This window comes from Aeromonas sp. s4 (assembly GCF_040907855.1).
Lineage (GTDB): Bacteria > Pseudomonadota > Gammaproteobacteria > Enterobacterales > Aeromonadaceae > Aeromonas > Aeromonas caviae.
Window position 1 is genome coordinate 53,192 of sequence record NZ_JBFOCP010000031.1, and the last position, 15,978, is coordinate 69,169.

16 protein-coding genes are annotated in these 15,978 nt (G+C 64.7%); 8 read left to right on the top strand and 8 right to left on the bottom strand.

The window, feature by feature from the left end; genetic code table 11:
* Positions 1–86 precede the first annotated feature (86 nt).
* Entirely contained in the window at positions 87–1,724 is a 1,638-nt protein-coding gene (locus tag AB5Y89_RS10310; protein WP_182935809.1) for a hypothetical protein, read from the top strand.
* 36 nt (positions 1,725–1,760) lie between these two features.
* Here AB5Y89_RS10310 and AB5Y89_RS10315 read toward each other — a convergent pair whose 3' ends face one another.
* From AB5Y89_RS10315 to AB5Y89_RS10325, 3 genes are all read right to left on the bottom strand, one after another.
* On the bottom strand, positions 1,761–3,074 hold the full coding sequence (locus AB5Y89_RS10315; RefSeq protein ID WP_041211033.1) for a sodium-dependent transporter: 1,314 nt from the start codon (positions 3,072–3,074) through the stop codon (positions 1,761–1,763).
* A 412-nt stretch (positions 3,075–3,486) separates the two neighbouring features.
* The gene (locus AB5Y89_RS10320) at positions 3,487–4,800 is read right to left on the bottom strand and encodes a sodium-dependent transporter (RefSeq protein WP_128313055.1); all 1,314 of its coding nucleotides are present in this window, start codon (positions 4,798–4,800) and stop codon (positions 3,487–3,489) included.
* Between the two features lie 209 nt (positions 4,801–5,009).
* Positions 5,010–5,849: an isopenicillin N synthase family dioxygenase gene (locus AB5Y89_RS10325; protein WP_368223714.1), complete on the bottom strand. Its 840-nt coding sequence runs from the start codon at positions 5,847–5,849 to the stop codon at positions 5,010–5,012.
* Positions 5,850–6,049: 200 nt separating this feature from the next.
* On the opposite strand from AB5Y89_RS10325, the gene AB5Y89_RS10330 reads away from it, so the two are divergent.
* The gene (locus AB5Y89_RS10330) at positions 6,050–6,613 is read left to right on the top strand and encodes a DUF2799 domain-containing protein (RefSeq protein ID WP_010672898.1); all 564 of its coding nucleotides are present in this window, start codon (positions 6,050–6,052) and stop codon (positions 6,611–6,613) included.
* Between the two features lie 54 nt (positions 6,614–6,667).
* On the opposite strand, the gene AB5Y89_RS10335 is transcribed toward AB5Y89_RS10330, so the two are convergent.
* Both AB5Y89_RS10335 and AB5Y89_RS10340 read right to left on the bottom strand, forming a co-directional pair.
* A complete protein-coding gene (locus AB5Y89_RS10335; RefSeq protein WP_368223715.1) occupies positions 6,668–7,489 on the bottom strand; it encodes a Cof-type HAD-IIB family hydrolase in 822 nt (273 codons plus the stop codon).
* A 235-nt stretch (positions 7,490–7,724) separates the two neighbouring features.
* Positions 7,725–8,963, bottom strand: coding sequence for an MFS transporter (locus AB5Y89_RS10340; protein WP_368223716.1), 1,239 nt, complete (start codon positions 8,961–8,963; stop codon positions 7,725–7,727).
* Between the two features lie 148 nt (positions 8,964–9,111).
* On the opposite strand from AB5Y89_RS10340, the gene AB5Y89_RS10345 reads away from it, so the two are divergent.
* The gene (locus tag AB5Y89_RS10345; RefSeq protein WP_326511154.1) at positions 9,112–9,735 is read left to right on the top strand and encodes a metalloregulator ArsR/SmtB family transcription factor; all 624 of its coding nucleotides are present in this window, start codon (positions 9,112–9,114) and stop codon (positions 9,733–9,735) included.
* A 309-nt stretch (positions 9,736–10,044) separates the two neighbouring features.
* On the top strand, positions 10,045–10,521 hold the full coding sequence (locus AB5Y89_RS10350; protein WP_010672894.1) for an Lrp/AsnC family transcriptional regulator: 477 nt from the start codon (positions 10,045–10,047) through the stop codon (positions 10,519–10,521).
* 135 nt (positions 10,522–10,656) lie between these two features.
* Here AB5Y89_RS10350 and AB5Y89_RS10355 read toward each other — a convergent pair whose 3' ends face one another.
* The 3 genes from AB5Y89_RS10355 to AB5Y89_RS10365 all read right to left on the bottom strand — a co-directional run bounded on the left by AB5Y89_RS10355 (position 10,657) and on the right by AB5Y89_RS10365 (position 11,815).
* Positions 10,657–10,974 carry a hypothetical protein gene (locus AB5Y89_RS10355; protein WP_041211026.1) on the bottom strand — a complete coding sequence of 106 codons (318 nt, stop codon included), beginning with the start codon at positions 10,972–10,974 and terminating at the stop codon, positions 10,657–10,659.
* A 149-nt stretch (positions 10,975–11,123) separates the two neighbouring features.
* Positions 11,124–11,354, bottom strand: a complete 231-nt coding sequence (locus tag AB5Y89_RS10360) for a hypothetical protein (protein ID WP_029313696.1) — start codon at positions 11,352–11,354, stop codon at positions 11,124–11,126.
* Positions 11,355–11,389: 35 nt separating this feature from the next.
* Positions 11,390–11,815 (bottom strand): MarR family winged helix-turn-helix transcriptional regulator, encoded by a 426-nt coding sequence (locus tag AB5Y89_RS10365; RefSeq protein ID WP_029313694.1) that lies wholly within the window; start codon positions 11,813–11,815, stop codon positions 11,390–11,392.
* A gap of 175 nt (positions 11,816–11,990) precedes the next feature.
* On the opposite strand from AB5Y89_RS10365, the gene AB5Y89_RS10370 reads away from it, so the two are divergent.
* The 4 genes from AB5Y89_RS10370 (at position 11,991) to AB5Y89_RS10385 (ending at position 15,937) form a co-directional block, all read left to right on the top strand.
* Complete coding sequence (locus AB5Y89_RS10370) at positions 11,991–12,995, top strand: NADP-dependent oxidoreductase (RefSeq protein WP_322131915.1); 1,005 nt, start codon at positions 11,991–11,993, stop codon at positions 12,993–12,995.
* A gap of 178 nt (positions 12,996–13,173) precedes the next feature.
* Positions 13,174–13,614, top strand: a complete 441-nt coding sequence (locus tag AB5Y89_RS10375) for an NUDIX hydrolase (protein ID WP_128313058.1) — start codon at positions 13,174–13,176, stop codon at positions 13,612–13,614.
* Between the two features lie 173 nt (positions 13,615–13,787).
* Positions 13,788–14,930, top strand: coding sequence for a chromate efflux transporter (chrA, locus tag AB5Y89_RS10380; protein ID WP_323957674.1), 1,143 nt, complete (start codon positions 13,788–13,790; stop codon positions 14,928–14,930).
* 137 nt (positions 14,931–15,067) lie between these two features.
* Entirely contained in the window at positions 15,068–15,937 is an 870-nt protein-coding gene (locus tag AB5Y89_RS10385; RefSeq protein ID WP_010672887.1) for a GyrI-like domain-containing protein, read from the top strand.
* Positions 15,938–15,978 lie beyond the last annotated feature (41 nt).

Sequence of the window (15,978 nt, forward strand, 5' to 3'; positions counted from 1 at the left end):
ATTGACCCCCTCTGGCTCTCGCGGGAGAGTGGAGGCTAACTTTGAATCCAACCTCGCCACCCCCGACCGGCGAAGGAGCGTCAAAGATGCAGATCCTCCTCATCGAAGACGATGCCATGATGGGCTCGACCCTCACCCAGGGACTGAGTGATCTGGGGCTGCCCCCCACCGAGCTGTTCCACTGCAAAGAGATTGCAAGCCTGCCCGTCCTGCTGCGCCAGCACGCCTTCGATGCCATTCTTTGCCGCCAGTATCACCACCAGGCCCACGAGGGAGTCAGGCTGCTGCATGAAGCACACCACCTGGGCCTGCTCGCGCCCGGCTGCGTGCTCCTGCTGCTGGAGCAGGACGAGGACACCGGCCAGTTCCCCCCCTCCGACCTCTATTTCGCCCTGCGTCTGGCCGTGCCCTTCACCACGGAGCAGTTGGCGCACAGCCTGCAAGCGCTGCTGGCACTGACCACGGTGACCCGCCCCCTGGCCACCCCCATGGCGCTCAGGGAGTGGCGCAGCGCCTGCGCCCAGTGCGAGGATCTGCTTTACCGGCACGCCAGCCACAAGGGGCTGGAAGCACAGATGGACAGGGTAAAGGGCTACATGCTGCTGCAAGCCGGGGAACGGGTGCAGGCAGCCCAGCACTACGCCATTTGCACCACGGAGTACGATGCCTGGTGGCCACGCCAGGGGCTGAACCAGGCCCTGCTCGGGCTGAACCGGGTGGAGAGTGCCCACAAGGATCTGGCCCGCAACCAGGAGCGACTGCCCCCCGTCACCCATCAGGCGCTGGTTCTCGCCTGCCAACTGCACGAGGCGCAGTGGGATCCTGCCTGGGAAACCTTGTCAGGCTTGCTGCAACGCTGCCCCTGGCAGCCGCAGTGGCGCCAGCTGGCCATTTTGCTGGCCTTGCTGCGAAGGGATGAAGGTCAGGTGCTGGCGCAGGCCAGCGATTTCATCCTGCGCTACTTCCCCAAACAGACGTTTCGCCACTCCGTCGAACGCTGCCTGCTGGATGCGACCCTGGCGGTGCTCTGGCATCCACCGGGAGAGGCCAGAGTTCATGAGCTGCAGCAGGCCCTGGAGGAGCTCGGCCAGCAGGCAGTGACCCTGCGAGCCCACGAGGAGGGGCTGCTGCGCGCCCTGATGCTGGGTCTGGATTATCGATTCGATGACGCCTTGATGCTGCTGGCCAAGCACCCGCCGGAGGCGGCGCGGGACAATCACCTCAACCAGTTGCTCGGGGTGGCCGTCAGCCAGTTCTGCGGGCTTCCCCACCATGCCCAGCGTTATCTGGCCCAGCTCGGCCAATATCAGGGGCCGGTGGCACAGACCCCGCTGCTGCAGGGGCTCATTTTGCAGGTGGTCGACGATCTGGCGCGGCAACTGGCGCAGCGGGAGCAGCAGCTGACCCAGCTGCGCGAGGAGCGGCAACGGGCCATGACCACGGGTCAGCTCCAGCTTGCCGTGCAGAGCGCTCTGACCCTGCAGGAGCGATTCCCGGCCCAGGCGGGGGATGCCTGGCAACTGCTGGTATTGCTGACCCAGTGCTGGCCCGCTGGCATGGCGGCCCCGGCGGTGGCCCGCCTGGTGGACAGGCTGGAGCAGCGTCTCAACCACAGTGCCGCCTTCCTGGAACACCATGGGAACGCCTATCGGGAGACCCTGCAACAGGTGAGATCCCACCTGGCCCCCAAACTGCCGCCCCTCGGTCCCCATCAGGGCCTATAGCCATCCAGGGCGGTGCATGCCGCCCTGGCAGGTGCGTTACAACAAGCCCCGCACCAGGATCCCCGCGATCAGCAGGGGGGCGACCAGCCGCCAGCACCAGAGCAGCGCACCACGCATCAGCGGCGAGAGATCCGCAGGCACAATACTGTCCCCCAGCTTCCAGCCAAGCAGCAGGGTCAGCACCAGACCGAACAGGGGCATCATCAGGTTGGAGGTGAGGTAATCCAGCAGATCGAACAGGGTCTTGCCAAACAGGGTGTAGTCAGCCCAGGGCCCGAACGACAGACTGACCGGAATGCCGCAGGCCATGATGAGCAGGGTCAGTACCCGGCAGGCATTGCGGCGCGACCAGCCCCACTCCTCGGTGGTGAAGCGCACCAGGTGCTCCAGCATGGAGATGGAGGAGGAGAGCGCCGCCACCAGCAGCAGCAGGAAGAAGATCACCGCCAGCCCCTGACCGAACGGCAGGTGGTTGAACACCGCCGGCATGGTCATGAAGGTGAGGCCGGGGCCGGCGGCAGGATCGATGCCGGTGGAGGCCAGCACCGGGAAGATCATCAGCCCCGCCAGCACCGAGATGCAGCTCGCCAGGGTGACCACCCAGACCCCGGAGCGCAGCGCCCCGTCACTGCTCGGCAGGTAGGCGCCATAGGTGGTGTGTACCCCGAGGCCAATGGAGAGGGAGAAGAACGCCAGCCCCAGGGCGTCGAGCACCCCCTGCCCCGTCAGGTGGGAAAAGTCGGGCATCAGGAACTGGCGTACCCCGGCCATGGCCCCCGGCATGGAGAGCCCGGTCACCACCAGGAGCAGCATCATCACGAACAGGGCCGGCATCATCCAGCGCAGCGCCCGCTCCACCCCCTGTTGCAGCCCTCCCTGCACGAACCACCAGGTGAGCCCGGCGAAGACGAGATGGGTGAGGGCCGGCCAGAGGGGATCGCTCACATAACCGGTAAAGAGTGCGGTGAGGGTGCTCGCCTCACTCAGGTTGAGCTCGCCGCCCACGGCCAGGGCCGCATAGCCCACGGTCCAGCCCCCCACCACGCTGTAGAAGCTGTAGATGAAGAAGCCACACAGGATCCCCATGTAACCCATCCAGCGCCAGTTCGGCCCCACCAGCTTGTGGAAGGCGCCGAGCACGCCGCGCTGGCTGCGGCTGCCGAGCAGGGTCTCCCCCACCAGCACCGCGACCCCCAGGGTGAAGCTGAAGAGCAGGAACACCAGCAGGAAGGCACCGCCCCCGTTGGTGGCTGTCACATAGGGAAATTTCCAGATGGCGCCAAGGCCGATCGCCGAGCCGGCGGCCGCCAGCACATGACCAATACGGGAAGACCACTGAACCTGGCTCATACAACCTCCGGGCAAGACAACATCAGTTCGATACTCCATGGCTAGACGCGGTGTGCGCCGCAACAAAAAAGGCCGCCTGAGGGCGACCTTTGCAATGAACAGTCAGACAAACGACACCTGCAAGGTCACCTCTCCAGGAAGGGGCTAAATCGGCCACAGAGAGCGATAAGGGGTGACATGGGAGGGCGACGCCTGCACGGTAAAAAGGAGCCACAGCCTAAACCATGGCAAGAGAAGTTGACAGGAAATAGTCTAAAACAGAACCAAAAACAGATTTAACCAAAACAAAATATCGAAATTACAGACTGTTACTCTATTTATTTTTAATTAACAGATTTTTATAAAGAGTCAATCCTGCCACACCACTCCCCTGCCAGCCCGGCCGGGGAGTGGCAGGGATGACCAAGCCTCCCTACACCAGGCCGCGCACCAGAATGCCACCAATGAGCAGGGGAGCCAGCCAGCGCCAGCAGCCCATCAGCAGGGCCCGCCAGTGGGGAGCCAGCCCTTCGGGCAGCGCCTGGCGACCGAGCCGCCAGCCCAGCAGCAGCGTCAGGGCCAGCCCGAACAGGGGCATCATCAGGTTGGAGGTGATGAAGTCCAGCAACTCGAAGATGTTCTTGCCAAACAGGGTCAGGGTGGCCCAGGGACCGAACGACAGGCTCACCGGGATGCCACCCGCCATCACCAGGGCAATGACCAGGTTGCACGCCGCGCGGCGGGACCAGCCCAGGCTCTCGCACAGGAAGCACTGCAAGTGCTCCAGCAGGGAGATGGAAGAGGAGAGCGCCGCCACCACCAGCAGAGAGAAGAACACCACCGCCAGCCCCTGGCCGAAGGGCAGTTGCTGGAACACCGCCGGCATGGTCATGAAGGTGAGGCCCGGGCCCGAGGCCGGGTCAATGCCGGTCGCCGCCAGTACCGGGAAGATCATCAGGCCCGCCAGCACGGCGATGACGCTCGCCAGCAGCACTACCCAGAGGCTGGAGCGACCGACCCCTTCACTGGAAGGCAGGTAGGCGCCATAGGTGGTGTGGATGCCAAGGCCGATGGAGAGGGAGAAAAAGGCCAGCCCCATGGCGTCCAGCACACCCGACATGCCGAGCTTGCTGAAATCGGGCATCAGGAAGTGGCGCACCCCGGCCATGGCGCCCGGCAGGGTAAGGCCGAAGGCCACCAGCAGTAGGATCATGATGAAGAGGGCCGGCATCATCCAGCGCAGGGTACGCTCCACCCCTTGTTGCACACCGCCCCGCACGAACCACCAGGTCAAGCCGGCAAACAGCAGGTGGGTCAGCACCGGCCAGAGCGGATCACCGACGTAGTCGTTGAAACGGGCGGTCAGTGCCGCGCCGTCCCCCTGTTGCAGCTCCCCCGCCAGGGCCATGCCCGTGTACCCCAGGGTCCAGCCGCCCACCACGCTGTAGAAACAGAAGATGAGCAGGCTGCACAGCAAGCCCATGGCACCGACCCAGCGCCAGCGCTTGCCCATCAGTTCACCAAAGGCGCCCACCACCCCGCGCCGGGTCAGGCTACCGATCAGGGTCTCCCCCATCAGCACCGCCACCCCCAGGGTGAAGCTGAACAGCAGAAAGACCAGCAGGAAGGCGCCGCCACCGTTGGCGGCGGTGACATAGGGGAACTTCCAGATGGCGCCGAGACCGACCGCGGAACCTGCGGCGGCCAGGATGTAACCGAGCCGGGATGACCATTGGGACTGCTTCATAAGAACTCCACGGGAAGGGCCTGCCAGCGAGGCCCGAAATGGCGCTCAGAGTACGCCCGCGGGCGCGCAATCACTCGGCGTATATCCGATATAAAACTCAGTTTTTAGCACCATTAACCAATAAAATTCGGATAACCAACCAATCGTGCCACAAAATAAAAACCGGAGCGGGGATGCTCCGGTTTGTTGTCTGCCCAGGTCTGGCGGGATTAGATCACCCCCAGCTCCCGCAACCGCTCCATCAGATAGCTGTGGGCGGTGTGACGCTCCGAGAGCACCACATCCGGACGGGGGTGCAGGAAGAGCGGCAAGGAGATGCGGGACTTGGCGGCACTGCCCCCGGTCGGGTTGATGACCCTGTGGGTGGTAGAGGGGTAGTAGCCGCGGGAGGCCTCCTGCAGCATGTCGCCGATGTTGATGACGAGGGTGCCGAAATCGCAGGGCACGTCCATCCACTCCCCGTCTGAACCTTTCACCTGCAGGCCCGGCTCGTTGGAGGCGGGCAGAATGGTCAGCAGGTTGATGTCTTCATGGGCGGCGGCGCGGATGGCACCCGGCTCCTCGGTGCCGTCGAAGGGCGGGTAGTGCAGCACCCGCAGCAGGGTCTTGTGGCTCTCTTCGATCATGGAGGAGAGCGGGCAGCTGTAGTGGGCGGCGATATCGCCCGGGGTGTGTTGCTCCACCCAGCCCAGCAGCTCGGCGGCCAGATCGTTGGCGAGGCGGTAGTACTCCATCGCCTGCTCTTTCAGCTCTGCCGGCATCTGGCCCCAGGGATAGATGTGGAAGTACTCCTTGATGTCCTTCTGGCTGTGCCCCTTGGCCACCTCGGACACCGAGGGCGGGAAGTAGCCGTCCTGGGTCTCGCGATTGAACAGGAAATCCTGCTTCTGTTCGCTCATGAAGAAGCGATACCAGTTGTCATAGATGGACTGCACCAGCTCCTTCGGGATGGGGTGGTGAGTCAGCACTCCGAAGCCGGTGGTGCGCAGGGATTCGGTGAAGCGCTCGGCCGCATCGGGGGAGCGATAATCGACGGTCAGGACTTTCATTGTTTTTATGTTACATGCCAGTTAAAAGTAGGCGCAGTTTACCCTGCCTCCCCCGGCAAGAAAAGGCTGCCGGAAGCCCGTCTACAACGGCTTGAAAATACTGATAAAAACATCATGATACGGCCCCCTCGCCCGGTGCTTGTCCCGGACGGGCCTCCTCTTCTAGAATGCCCCACCCCCTTTGCTGTCGGAGCCCCCTCATGTCCCCCAAGATCCTGTTGTTGACCCTTCCCTTCCTGCTCGCCGGGTGCAGTTCCCTCTCGGAGGAGGAGTGCCGTGCCATGAGCTGGTACAACCAGGGCTATCAGGACGGGGAGCAGGGCAAGACCCGGAGCGCCACCCGCGACTATCAGAAGACCTGCGGGGAGTACGGCCTCAAGGTGGATGAGGCGGAGTGGCAGCGAGGCTACGCCAAGGGGCTGGAGCTCTATTGCATCCCCGAGCTTGCCTACAGCAAGGGACGGGAGGGGAGCGAATACCTGGGGGTCTGCCCCAACGACACCAGCTTCCTCACCCAGTTCGAGCGCGGCCGCAAGGAGTACCTGCTGGAGCAGCGCCTCGGCGAATTGCAGCAGGAGCTGGAGCGCACCGAGCGGAGCATCCACCAGCTGGATCAGCAGATCCGGGGCGAGAGCGACAGCCGCCAGCGCGACTACTATCGTGCCCAGCGCGAGCGCGCCATCCGTCACTACGAAGGGGTATACCGGGACTACAACCGGCTGCGCTTCCCGGATCGGGTGATCCAGTTCTCCTTCGGGAGCTGACAAAAAGGGGCCGACATGGCCCCTTTCTGTTTATGCCGCAGACTGTTTTTCCCCTCAGGCGGGCAGGACCCAGCGCTGCAACGCCAGGGCGATGCCATCCTCGTTGTGATCCGCGGTGACCCGGTCTGCATGGGCCTGGATCTGGGGCGCCGCATTGCCCATGGCCACCGCCAGCCCCACCTGCTCGAACATGCTGATATCGTTGTTGTTGTCGCCAAAGGCCACCAGGTTCTCCATGGCGATCCCCTCGCTCGCCGCCCACTGGGCCAGCCGGTTGCCCTTGCTGCAACCTGGCTGCACCAGCTCCACCGCATAGGGGGCCGCCCAGTCACGGGTGAAGGGCAGTCTCTCCACCACCTCCCCGACGAAACGGTGCAACCGGCCGGGATCCTGGTTGAACAACTCCAGCTTCCAGATGGGGGACTGCAACCAAAGCTCGATATCCTCGGCAGGCAGCAGGGAGACCTTGAGGTGATCCGGCTGGGTTGCCGACCAGCGCCGCATCCGGCCCACGTGCTCCTCGCAGCCCAGGTAGCCGATGCCGTCCCCCAGGTGGAACAGCGCCCCCATCTGCTGGGCTTGCACCTCCTCCAGCAGGGCGCTGAGGGGCGCCACGGCCAGGGGATCCCCGGCGAGGATCCTCTCCTGCACCGGATCATAGAGGTAGGCGCCGTTGCTGCAGATGATGGGGGTGTCGAGGGCCAGCTCGTGGTGGAAGGGACGGGCCGTCATGAAGTGGCGACCCGTCACCAGCAGCACCTTGATGCCGTGGGCCCGGGCCTGGGCCAGGGCAGCCCGGGTAGCGGACGAGATCTTGTGATCCCGGGTCAGCAGGGTACCGTCCATGTCCAATGCAATGGCCTGATAACGACTCATATCACCTCCAAGAATGTCGAGACGGGTGCGGCGCCATCCCCTCCCGTTTCCAGTGCCATGACGACACATCTCACCGCCGGGAATGCGGACTGGGCATGGCAAGGCCCATGATGGGAGACGCGCTCGCCGGGGGGCGGGAACAGCGGAGCAAAGAGCCATACCGTCCCAGACTCGGCGCCGCGATGCAAGTCCGGCCCGTCACCCCGTCGCCGAACTGTGATCCCCGCGCCCTTCGTCAGCCCGCCTCGGCGCACCCGGCCACGGCGTTTCGCCTGTCCGCCCGTCTGCGCAATCCGTAGAAGCCGAGGGCACAGATCACGCCGCAGAGGCCGGCCAGGTAGAAGGGCCATTCGGTCCCCGCCAGCAGCACCAGGCTGCCCAGCACCACCGCCAGGATCTCGCTGCCCACCGCCAGACCGCGGTAGAGCCCCATCGCCTGCCCCTGCTGGCTGGCATGGCTGCGGTTGGAGACCGCCACCGAGGTGGCCAGCTCCCCCAGACTCATGCCGATGCCGGCCGGGATGAAGGTGAGCGCGAGCCCCCACCACTGGGTCGGCAGGATGAACATCAGCATGCCCGCCGCCATCACCAGGTGGCCGACGATGCCAAGGGAGCTGCCGCGCCAGTGCCGTGCCAACTGCTCACCGATCCAGGAGCCCAGCATCATGGGCACGCTCACCAGCACGGCGGCCTGGGCCAGTTGCACCGGATCCCATGCCAGCCGCTCCACCAGCCAGACATTGAAGTAGGTGAAGTAGAGCTGCACCGCCCCGTAGCTTGCCAGGGTCAGGGCAAAGTAGGGCAGGAGACGAGGTTGCAGCAGCAGTTGGCGGGTCGAGAGGGGAGCCTCATCCCGGGTCGCCGGCACCGGGGGACGATTGGGCAGCAGCCAGAGCACCAGCAGCAGGTTGATCACCGTCATCCCCACCGCCAGCCAGGCCGCCAGGCTGTAATCCCCCGAGACCACGGCCGCATAGCCCCCGATCATGGGGCCCACCACCCAGCCCAGGTTCATGCCGATGTTGATGCGGGCGAAGTTGCGGGCCTTGGTCCTGGCCGTGCTCATGTCCGCCGCCATCGCCTGCACGATGGCGATGTCGCCGTTGAAGAAGCCCTCCACCACCCGGCTCAGCAGCAAGAGCGGCAGGGAACGCCAGGCGATGCCGAGGGCCATCAGCACATACCCCGCCAGCACCCCCACCAGACAGAGGGTCAGCACCGGCTTGCGCCCATGGCGATCGGAGAGGCGGCCAAGCAAGGGGGCACCTACCAGCTGAAACAACGGATAGAGCCCCATGATGACGCCAAGCCACACCTTGCGGCTCCAGTCCGACGCCTGTGGCGTCAACATGCCCTGGGCCGGATCCAGCAGCAGCGGCGCCAGGACGGGGGAAGGCAGGCTGAATCCCGCCACCGCTAGCGTCACCGTCATCACCAATACCCAGAGGGTCGCCTGTCCCTTGATCCCTTCCATCTTCGCCTCATTAAATAAAGTCATCGGTTTATTTATATTGTGAGGGGTCGTCCATTAAGTAAAGCAAATTGTTGATTTAAATCTCCCTGCTACCCATAATGACCTCATCCAGGCGGTCACCGCACCGATACCCACCACCGGAGCCCCCATGAACGCCAGTACCGACAAGATCCTCTATCTGCTGAAAACCCGCGGCCCCCAGAGCGCCGCCGAACTCGGCGACCAGTTGCAGATGACGTCCATGGGGGCACGCCAGCACCTGATGGCCCTGGAGTCCGAGGGCTGGGTGGGGTTTAGTGACGAGGCCCGCGGCCGTGGTCGCCCGGTGCGCCTGTGGCACCTCACCGACCAGGCCTGGCAACGCTTCCCCGACACCCATGGCGATCTGACCCTGCAGCTGATCGACGACATCCGGCAGGTGTTTGGCGACGCGGGCATGGAGCAGCTCATCACGCGGCGGGAGCAGCAGATGCAGGCTCGCTATGAATCCAGGCTGACCCAGCCGGCGCTGGCAGACAGGCTGATGACGCTCAAGGCGCTGCGCACCCAGGAGGGGTATATGGCGGACATGTCGCAGGAGGAGGACGGCAGCTGGCTGTGGTGGGAGAGTCACTGCCCCATCTGCAGTGCGGCCAGGGCCTGTCGGGGCTTTTGCCGCAGCGAGCTGGCGCTGTTTCGCCGGTTGCTGGCGCCGGCCGAGGTGGAGCGGGAGCAGTATCTGCTGGAGGGGGACAGCCGCTGCCTCTATCGCATCCGGCCGCCCCACCCCTGAGCGGGCGGAACGCAAAAACAACAAAGCAGGCGCCGGGATGCCTGCTTTGTTGCCTTCGGGGAGGAGGTGCTCTCGTTCCAGCCCGTTGTTTCCCGATAAGGTCGAACGGCTGATGGGGCTCTTGACCCGGTAAGGTCCTTCACCACAGGTGCCTGGTCGGGCGCCTGTCTTGCCACCGGAAGATGTAATCATGGTACTCCCCGCGATGCGGTGAGTGGTTGTGAAGTAGCAGGTATTTTCAGTTGTTTTTGCAATAGTTCACCCTTAATCTAGGAAAAGTGGATTAGTAATTGCGAAGAGGTACGGAGAATGCTGAAACTTGATCGTATAGACAGGCATATTCTGGAGCTGATGCAGGAAAATGGCCGCATCAGCAACCTGGAGCTGGCCGAGCTGGTCGGGCTCTCCCCCTCCCCCTGCTCGCGCCGGGTCAAGGCGCTGGAGGATGCCGGCCTCATCGATACCCATGTCACCCTGCTCAATGCCCGCCAGCTGGGGCTGACCCTCACCGCCTACATTCACATCTCCATGGACAGGCACACTCCGGAGCGGTTCGAGAACTTCGATCGCGCCGTCAAGGATCTGCCCGAAGTGCTGGAGTGCGACCTCATCACCGGCAACGATGCGGATTACCAGCTCAAGGTGGTGGTGCGGGACATGGAGCACTACCAGCACTTCCTGCTGGACAAGCTGACCCACATCTCCGGCGTGACCGGGGTGCGTTCAAGCTTCGTGCTGCGCCGCATCAAGCACAAGACCGCCCTGCCCCTCAACCACCTGGGCTGACAACCCACCCCTCATCCGGGGAGCACCAAAAGCAAGAGGAGGCCCGGGCCTCCTCTTCTTGTCTCTGCTATCAAGGGCATTCGCGGTCAACACAGCACCCGGGCGCCATCGCGCCGCCAGGTGGCAAACGCCTCGTCATGCCTCGACCTGGCTGACATCCTGCACCTGCAGCAACCAGCCACTCTGCTCCTGCAGGGGTTCGCCGCGCAGCCGCAGCCGCTCACCGGTCGACACCCACTGCCCTTTGGGCAGAGAGATTTCCAGGCTCTCGCTGCCGTTGTCGAACACCCAGCGATCGGCGCCCAACGACTCCATCAAGTACCCTTCCATCTCCACTCTGGACTCGGCCTGCCAGGAGGGGGATGCGGTATCACGGCTCTCGATGAAATCCCCCTGAACACCAAAGCTGGCCAGCCCCCACAGAATGGAGAGCCCGACGATGGATGATTGCATCTCTCTCTCCTGTTGGTTTGCTACCTTGAGGGCCAGTATGGGAAGAGAAAAATGAGTGCACCATGAACAAGGTGCCAAAGTGCTGGCAAGATCGCGAAAAAAAACCGGCCCCATGGCCGGTCATGTCATTTTATGTCGTACAGGTCACACTACTTGGCCGCTTCTTCTGCCATCCGTGCAGCCCTTGGTTTATTTGTCCACATGGCCACCCCGCGGTGATCCGCACAGATCCCCTCGTCGGTGACCGCCCTCACCCGGACCCCGTCCTTGCAGATGGCCTGCCAGGCATCGGCATCGTCGATCTGCAGCTCGGAACGGGGATAGGAGGTATCGGCGCAGGCGCACAGCAGGATGGCAAACAGAGGCAGCAGGGATTGCATGGGTTTCATCGGGTCACTCCTGACGGGAAAAGGGATCAGCGCCCCAGCTGCGCCGCCACGCGATCGCAAAGCTGCTTGAGCTGGGCCAACTCAGCATCGGCCAGATCCACCTGATTGCGCAAGCTGTCCGCCAGACAGCACTCCCTGACCTCCTGCTGCAACTGGCGTCCCGCCTCGGTCAGACTGATGCACTTTTGCCGCTCATCCTCGTGGGAGACGGTGCGGGTCAGCCACCCCTTGCTCTCCAGCCGCTTGACGATGGGGGTCAGGGTGCCCGCATCCAGTCCGGTCTCCTGCCCTATCTCCTTGAGGCTGACCTCGTCCCGGGCCCAGAGCGAGAGCATCACCAGGTACTGGGTATAGGTGAGATCCAGCTTGTCCAGCAGCGGCCGATAGGCACGCATCACCGCATTGGAGGCGCTGTAGAGGGCAAAACAGACCTGCTTTTTCAATTCGCTCATGGAGGACCTCGCTGACGACAAGGGGGGCAGTATACCCCATCAACTTCGGGGCTGAATAGTTTGCACACAAACAGTTGCCAGCCCCCGCGTTCAGGACTACCCTGATTTTAGTTTGCACACAAATAAAAATACCAGGCCGCCGCCCGACGCGCGGCCCCACTGCCGGAGAATGCCCATGAATGCCATCAGCCATCAAATCCAACTGCTGCGTCGCCCCACCGGTCTCCCCACCCTGGAGGACTTCGCCCTCCGGGACGTGCCCCTGCCCGCCCTGCAGGAGGGAGAGGTGCAGGTCGCCAACCAGTGGCTGTCGGTGGATCCCTACATGCGCGGCCGCATGAGCGAGGCAAAAAGCTACGTTCCCCCCTTCCCCCTCAACGGTCCCCTCGACGGCGGCGCCATCGGCACGGTACAGGCATCGCGCCACCCCGATTTCAAGGTGGGGGACAAGGTAAGCAGCATGCTGGGCTGGCGGGATGCCTTCGTGGCAAACGCCGCCCAGCTCACCCGCCTGCCCGACACCACCCTGCCGCCCCAGCGCTTCCTCGGCGCCCTCGGCATGCCGGGCATGACCGCCTGGGCGGGCCTGCACAAGGTGGCACACCTGAAGGCCGGTGAAACCCTGCTGGTCTCGGCGGCCTCCGGGGCGGTCGGCACCATGGCGGTCCAGCTCGCCAAGCAGGCGGGAGCCAGGGTCATCGGCTCCACCGGCTCGGCCGACAAGGTCGCCTACCTCAAGACCCTGGGAGCCGATGCGGTGATCAACTACCGGGAGACCCCGGATCTCGACGCCGAGCTGGCCCGCCTCGCCCCCGAAGGCATCCACGTCTACTTCGAAAACGTGGGGGGCGCCATGCTGGATGCCGCCCTCAACCACCTGGTGGTGCACGGGCGCATCGTGCTGTGCGGCCTCATCGAGCAGTACAACAGCAACGGCCAGGCCAGCGGCCCGCGCAACCTCTCCCAGGTGATCCGCAAGCGCATCCTGATGCAGGGGCTGCTGGTCTCCGATCACTGGCAGCACTACGGGGAGTTCCTGGCCGAGGCCATGCCGGCCTTCGAGGCGGGCACCCTCCAGGCCGAGGAGACCGTCAGCGAGGGGCTGGCCAGCATGCCGCAAGCCTTTATCGGACTGTTCCAGGGCCACAATACCGGCAAGATGCTGGTCAGACTGCCCTGATCCGGGGGCATTTCCCATCTATTTAACAGATAGAATGTCGCCAGACCCATCCATTTAAGCGATGGAAAATCGGCATCCGATCGCCCTTGAACAGGCAGCTTGCGCAACGGGCCCATCCCACCTAAGGTGGGCCCGTTTTCCCTGGCGCACCCCGCCGTCTCAGCAAGGAGCCTCCCCTATGTCTACCCCCTATCCCCGCGTCGGTGTCGGCGTCATTCTCACCAATGGCCAGGGCCAGGTACTGCTTGGCAAGCGCAAGGGCAGCCATGCCCCCTACTGGTCCATCGCCGGCGGTCATCTGGAATTGGGGGAGACCTTCGAGTCGGCAGCCATCCGGGAGGTGGCGGAGGAGACCGGCTTCGTCATCCGCCAGCCTCGCGTCATCGCCGTCACCAACAACCTGGAGACCTGGCGCGAGAGCGGCCTGCACTACATCTCGGTCACCCTGCTGGCAGAGGTGGACGGGGAGCCGCAACTGCTGGAGCCGGAAAAATGCGAGGGCTGGATCTGGTGCGACCCGCACAATCTGCCCGAGCCTCACTTCGATGCCAGTCGCCAGTCCATCGCCTGCTGGCTGGCGGGACAATGCTACCTGCCCCAGGCACAACCTGCCCCCTGACCCTCACCGGCAGGCTGCCGCGCGTCACCCCAGCACCTCTCGTCAGCTGGCGGAGGCGACCAGCCACCCCGCCAGCCCCTGTTGATGGCAGGCAGCGCGGGAGGGCGTACCGTCACCAAACTGTCACTTTTTTGTCATATTATCCGGGCCAGGATGATGACGAGGAGGGGAAGATGGGACAGGTATTCATGCAGTTCTTGTGGCTGGGGTGCATCAGTGTTGGCGGGCCGGCCGCCCATATCGGCTATTTTCAGCGCACCTTTGTCCAGCGGCTGGGCTGGCTGAACCAGGCGGAGTTCGCCCAGTTGCTGGCCCTGTGCCAACTGCTGCCGGGTCCGGCCTCCAGCCAGCTCGGCTTTGCCATCGGTCGCCACCGCGCCGGCATCGGCGGCGCCCTGGCCGCCTTCGTCGGCTTTACCCTCCCCTCCTTCCTGCTGTTGCTGGCGGCCGCCGTCGGTCTGGGTCAGCTTGCGGGCAACCTCTGGCTGGACGCCGCCCTGCACGGCCTCAAGCTGCTGGCGCTCGTCGTGGTGGCGGATGCCGTGCTCACCATGAGCCGCCAGTTCTGCAAGACGGCGCTGCAACAGGGGGTCATGGTGGCCACCGCCGCCGCCCTCTGGTGCGCCCCCGGTCTTCTGACCCAGGTCGCCATGCTGCTCGGCGCGGCCCTCCTCTGTGCCCTGCGCGAGCCGCACCCGGGGAGTCAGGGCCCCGCGTCCACTCCGGATCGCCAGCCTCACTGGCCGACCCTGCTGCTGTTCGCCCTGCTGTTCGTCGGCCTGCCACTGGTGGCGAGCGGCCCCGTCAGCCAGTTGCTGGCCGACTTTTACCGGGCAGGCAGCCTGGTGTTTGGCGGTGGTCACGTGGTGCTGCCCCTGTTGCAGGAGAGCCTGGGTCACCACCTGAGCGAGCAGCAGTTCCTGACCGGCTACGGCCTGGCCCAGCTGGTACCCGGCCCCATGTTCACCCTGGCCACCTACCTGGGCGCCGTGCTGCTGCCCTCCACTCCCCTCATCGGGGCGCTGCTGGCGACCCTGGCGCTCTTCCTGCCGGGTTTCTTGCTGCTCTGGGCGCTGGGCCCCTGCTGGCAGCACTGGCTGGCCCGCCCCCGTCTGGCGGGGGCCGTGGCCGGTATCAACGCCGCCGTGGTGGGGCTGCTGCTGGCGGCCCTCTATCAGCCGGTGTGGCAGAGCGCCGTGCTCTCCCCCACCGATCTGGCGCTGGCAGCCGTCGGCTTCTACCTGCTGCGGGTGCCACGGCTCCCCGTTCTGCCCCTCGCCGCCCTGCTGACGGGGGCAGCCCTGCTGCTGGCCTGACGAACCCGCGACAAGTCAGGCAGCGCCCGCCGGGCTGGCGGTCATGGCTCTTATCCCCGAGGGGAACCAAAGAGAGCAAGATCCGTCAGGACAGCTCGGGCCCGTTGGCCGATAGTGGGCAGCACAGAGGAGAGACCATGGATCACAACCAGACAGAGGCCTACCGCCGACGCTTTCAAACGGTGACCGAGCACATCGAGCGCCATCTCGACGACGACCTGTCGCTGGAGCGGCTCAGCGCCGTGGCGCACTTTTCGCCCTTTCACTTTCATCGGCAATTTGCCGCTTACTGCGGCGTGCCGCTGGGGCGTTACATCCAACTGCTGCGGCTGAAGCGGGCCTCTTACCGGTTGGCATTCGCGCCTCTGGACAAGGTGACTGATATCGCCCTCGATGCCGGCTTCCAGCATGGCGAATCTTTCAGTCGCGCCTTCAAGCAGACGTTCGGCCTGACGCCCAGCCAGTTCAGGCAGCACCCGGACTGGGCCAGCTGGCATCGCTGCCTGCCACGGCCCCCCACAAAGAGGATTGACCCCATGCGAGTCGACATCATCCAGTTCCCGCAGACCGCCGTCGCCGCCCTGACCCATCAGGGCCTGCCCGAGCGCATCAACGACACCGCGGCGCGCTTCATCCAGTGGCGCAAGGCCACGGGCGGCTCCCCGGTCGCCACCAGCCGGACCTATGGCCTGGCGCCGGACGACCCCGCCACGACGGAGGGTGCGGCGTTTCGCTTTACCCTCTGCGGCAGCGTCGAGGCCCCCGTCGCCGAGGACAATGAGTGGGGCGTGAAGAATGCCCTCATCCCGGCCGGGCGCTGCGCCGTGGTACGCCACCACGGCTCCCACGACCTCCTGGCCGACTGTGCCCGGGCGCTCTACCGCGACTGGCTGCCCGCCAGCGGCGAAGAGCTGCGGGATTTTCCGCTCTTCTTCCACTACCACAACTTTGTACACGAGGTGCCCACCCATGAGCTGGTCACCGACATCTACCTGCCGCTGGCATAGCCCGGCACCTGACAGGGGGAGATAAAAAAGCGGCGCCTCCG

Excerpts from the sequence above, each read along its gene's own strand:
- AB5Y89_RS10335 (WP_368223715.1), bottom strand. The coding sequence starts at position 7,489 with ATGAGTCGTTATCAGGCCATTGCATTGGACATGGACGGTACCCTGCTG.
- chrA (WP_323957674.1), top strand. The coding sequence starts at position 13,788 with ATGGGACAGGTATTCATGCAGTTCTTGTGGCTGGGGTGCATCAGTGTT.
- AB5Y89_RS10345 (WP_326511154.1), top strand. The coding sequence starts at position 9,112 with ATGAACGCCAGTACCGACAAGATCCTCTATCTGCTGAAAACCCGCGGC.
- AB5Y89_RS10350 (WP_010672894.1), top strand. The coding sequence starts at position 10,045 with ATGCTGAAACTTGATCGTATAGACAGGCATATTCTGGAGCTGATGCAG.
- AB5Y89_RS10355 (WP_041211026.1), bottom strand. The coding sequence starts at position 10,974 with ATGCAATCATCCATCGTCGGGCTCTCCATTCTGTGGGGGCTGGCCAGC.
- AB5Y89_RS10370 (WP_322131915.1), top strand. The coding sequence starts at position 11,991 with ATGAATGCCATCAGCCATCAAATCCAACTGCTGCGTCGCCCCACCGGT.
- AB5Y89_RS10385 (WP_010672887.1), top strand. The coding sequence starts at position 15,068 with ATGGATCACAACCAGACAGAGGCCTACCGCCGACGCTTTCAAACGGTG.
- AB5Y89_RS10340 (WP_368223716.1), bottom strand. The coding sequence starts at position 8,963 with ATGGAAGGGATCAAGGGACAGGCGACCCTCTGGGTATTGGTGATGACG.
- AB5Y89_RS10365 (WP_029313694.1), bottom strand. The coding sequence starts at position 11,815 with ATGAGCGAATTGAAAAAGCAGGTCTGTTTTGCCCTCTACAGCGCCTCC.
- AB5Y89_RS10375 (WP_128313058.1), top strand. The coding sequence starts at position 13,174 with ATGTCTACCCCCTATCCCCGCGTCGGTGTCGGCGTCATTCTCACCAAT.
- AB5Y89_RS10310 (WP_182935809.1), top strand. The coding sequence starts at position 87 with ATGCAGATCCTCCTCATCGAAGACGATGCCATGATGGGCTCGACCCTC.
- AB5Y89_RS10360 (WP_029313696.1), bottom strand. The coding sequence starts at position 11,354 with ATGCAATCCCTGCTGCCTCTGTTTGCCATCCTGCTGTGCGCCTGCGCC.
- AB5Y89_RS10315 (WP_041211033.1), bottom strand. The coding sequence starts at position 3,074 with ATGAGCCAGGTTCAGTGGTCTTCCCGTATTGGTCATGTGCTGGCGGCC.
- AB5Y89_RS10325 (WP_368223714.1), bottom strand. The coding sequence starts at position 5,849 with ATGAAAGTCCTGACCGTCGATTATCGCTCCCCCGATGCGGCCGAGCGC.
- AB5Y89_RS10330 (WP_010672898.1), top strand. The coding sequence starts at position 6,050 with ATGTCCCCCAAGATCCTGTTGTTGACCCTTCCCTTCCTGCTCGCCGGG.
- AB5Y89_RS10320 (WP_128313055.1), bottom strand. The coding sequence starts at position 4,800 with ATGAAGCAGTCCCAATGGTCATCCCGGCTCGGTTACATCCTGGCCGCC.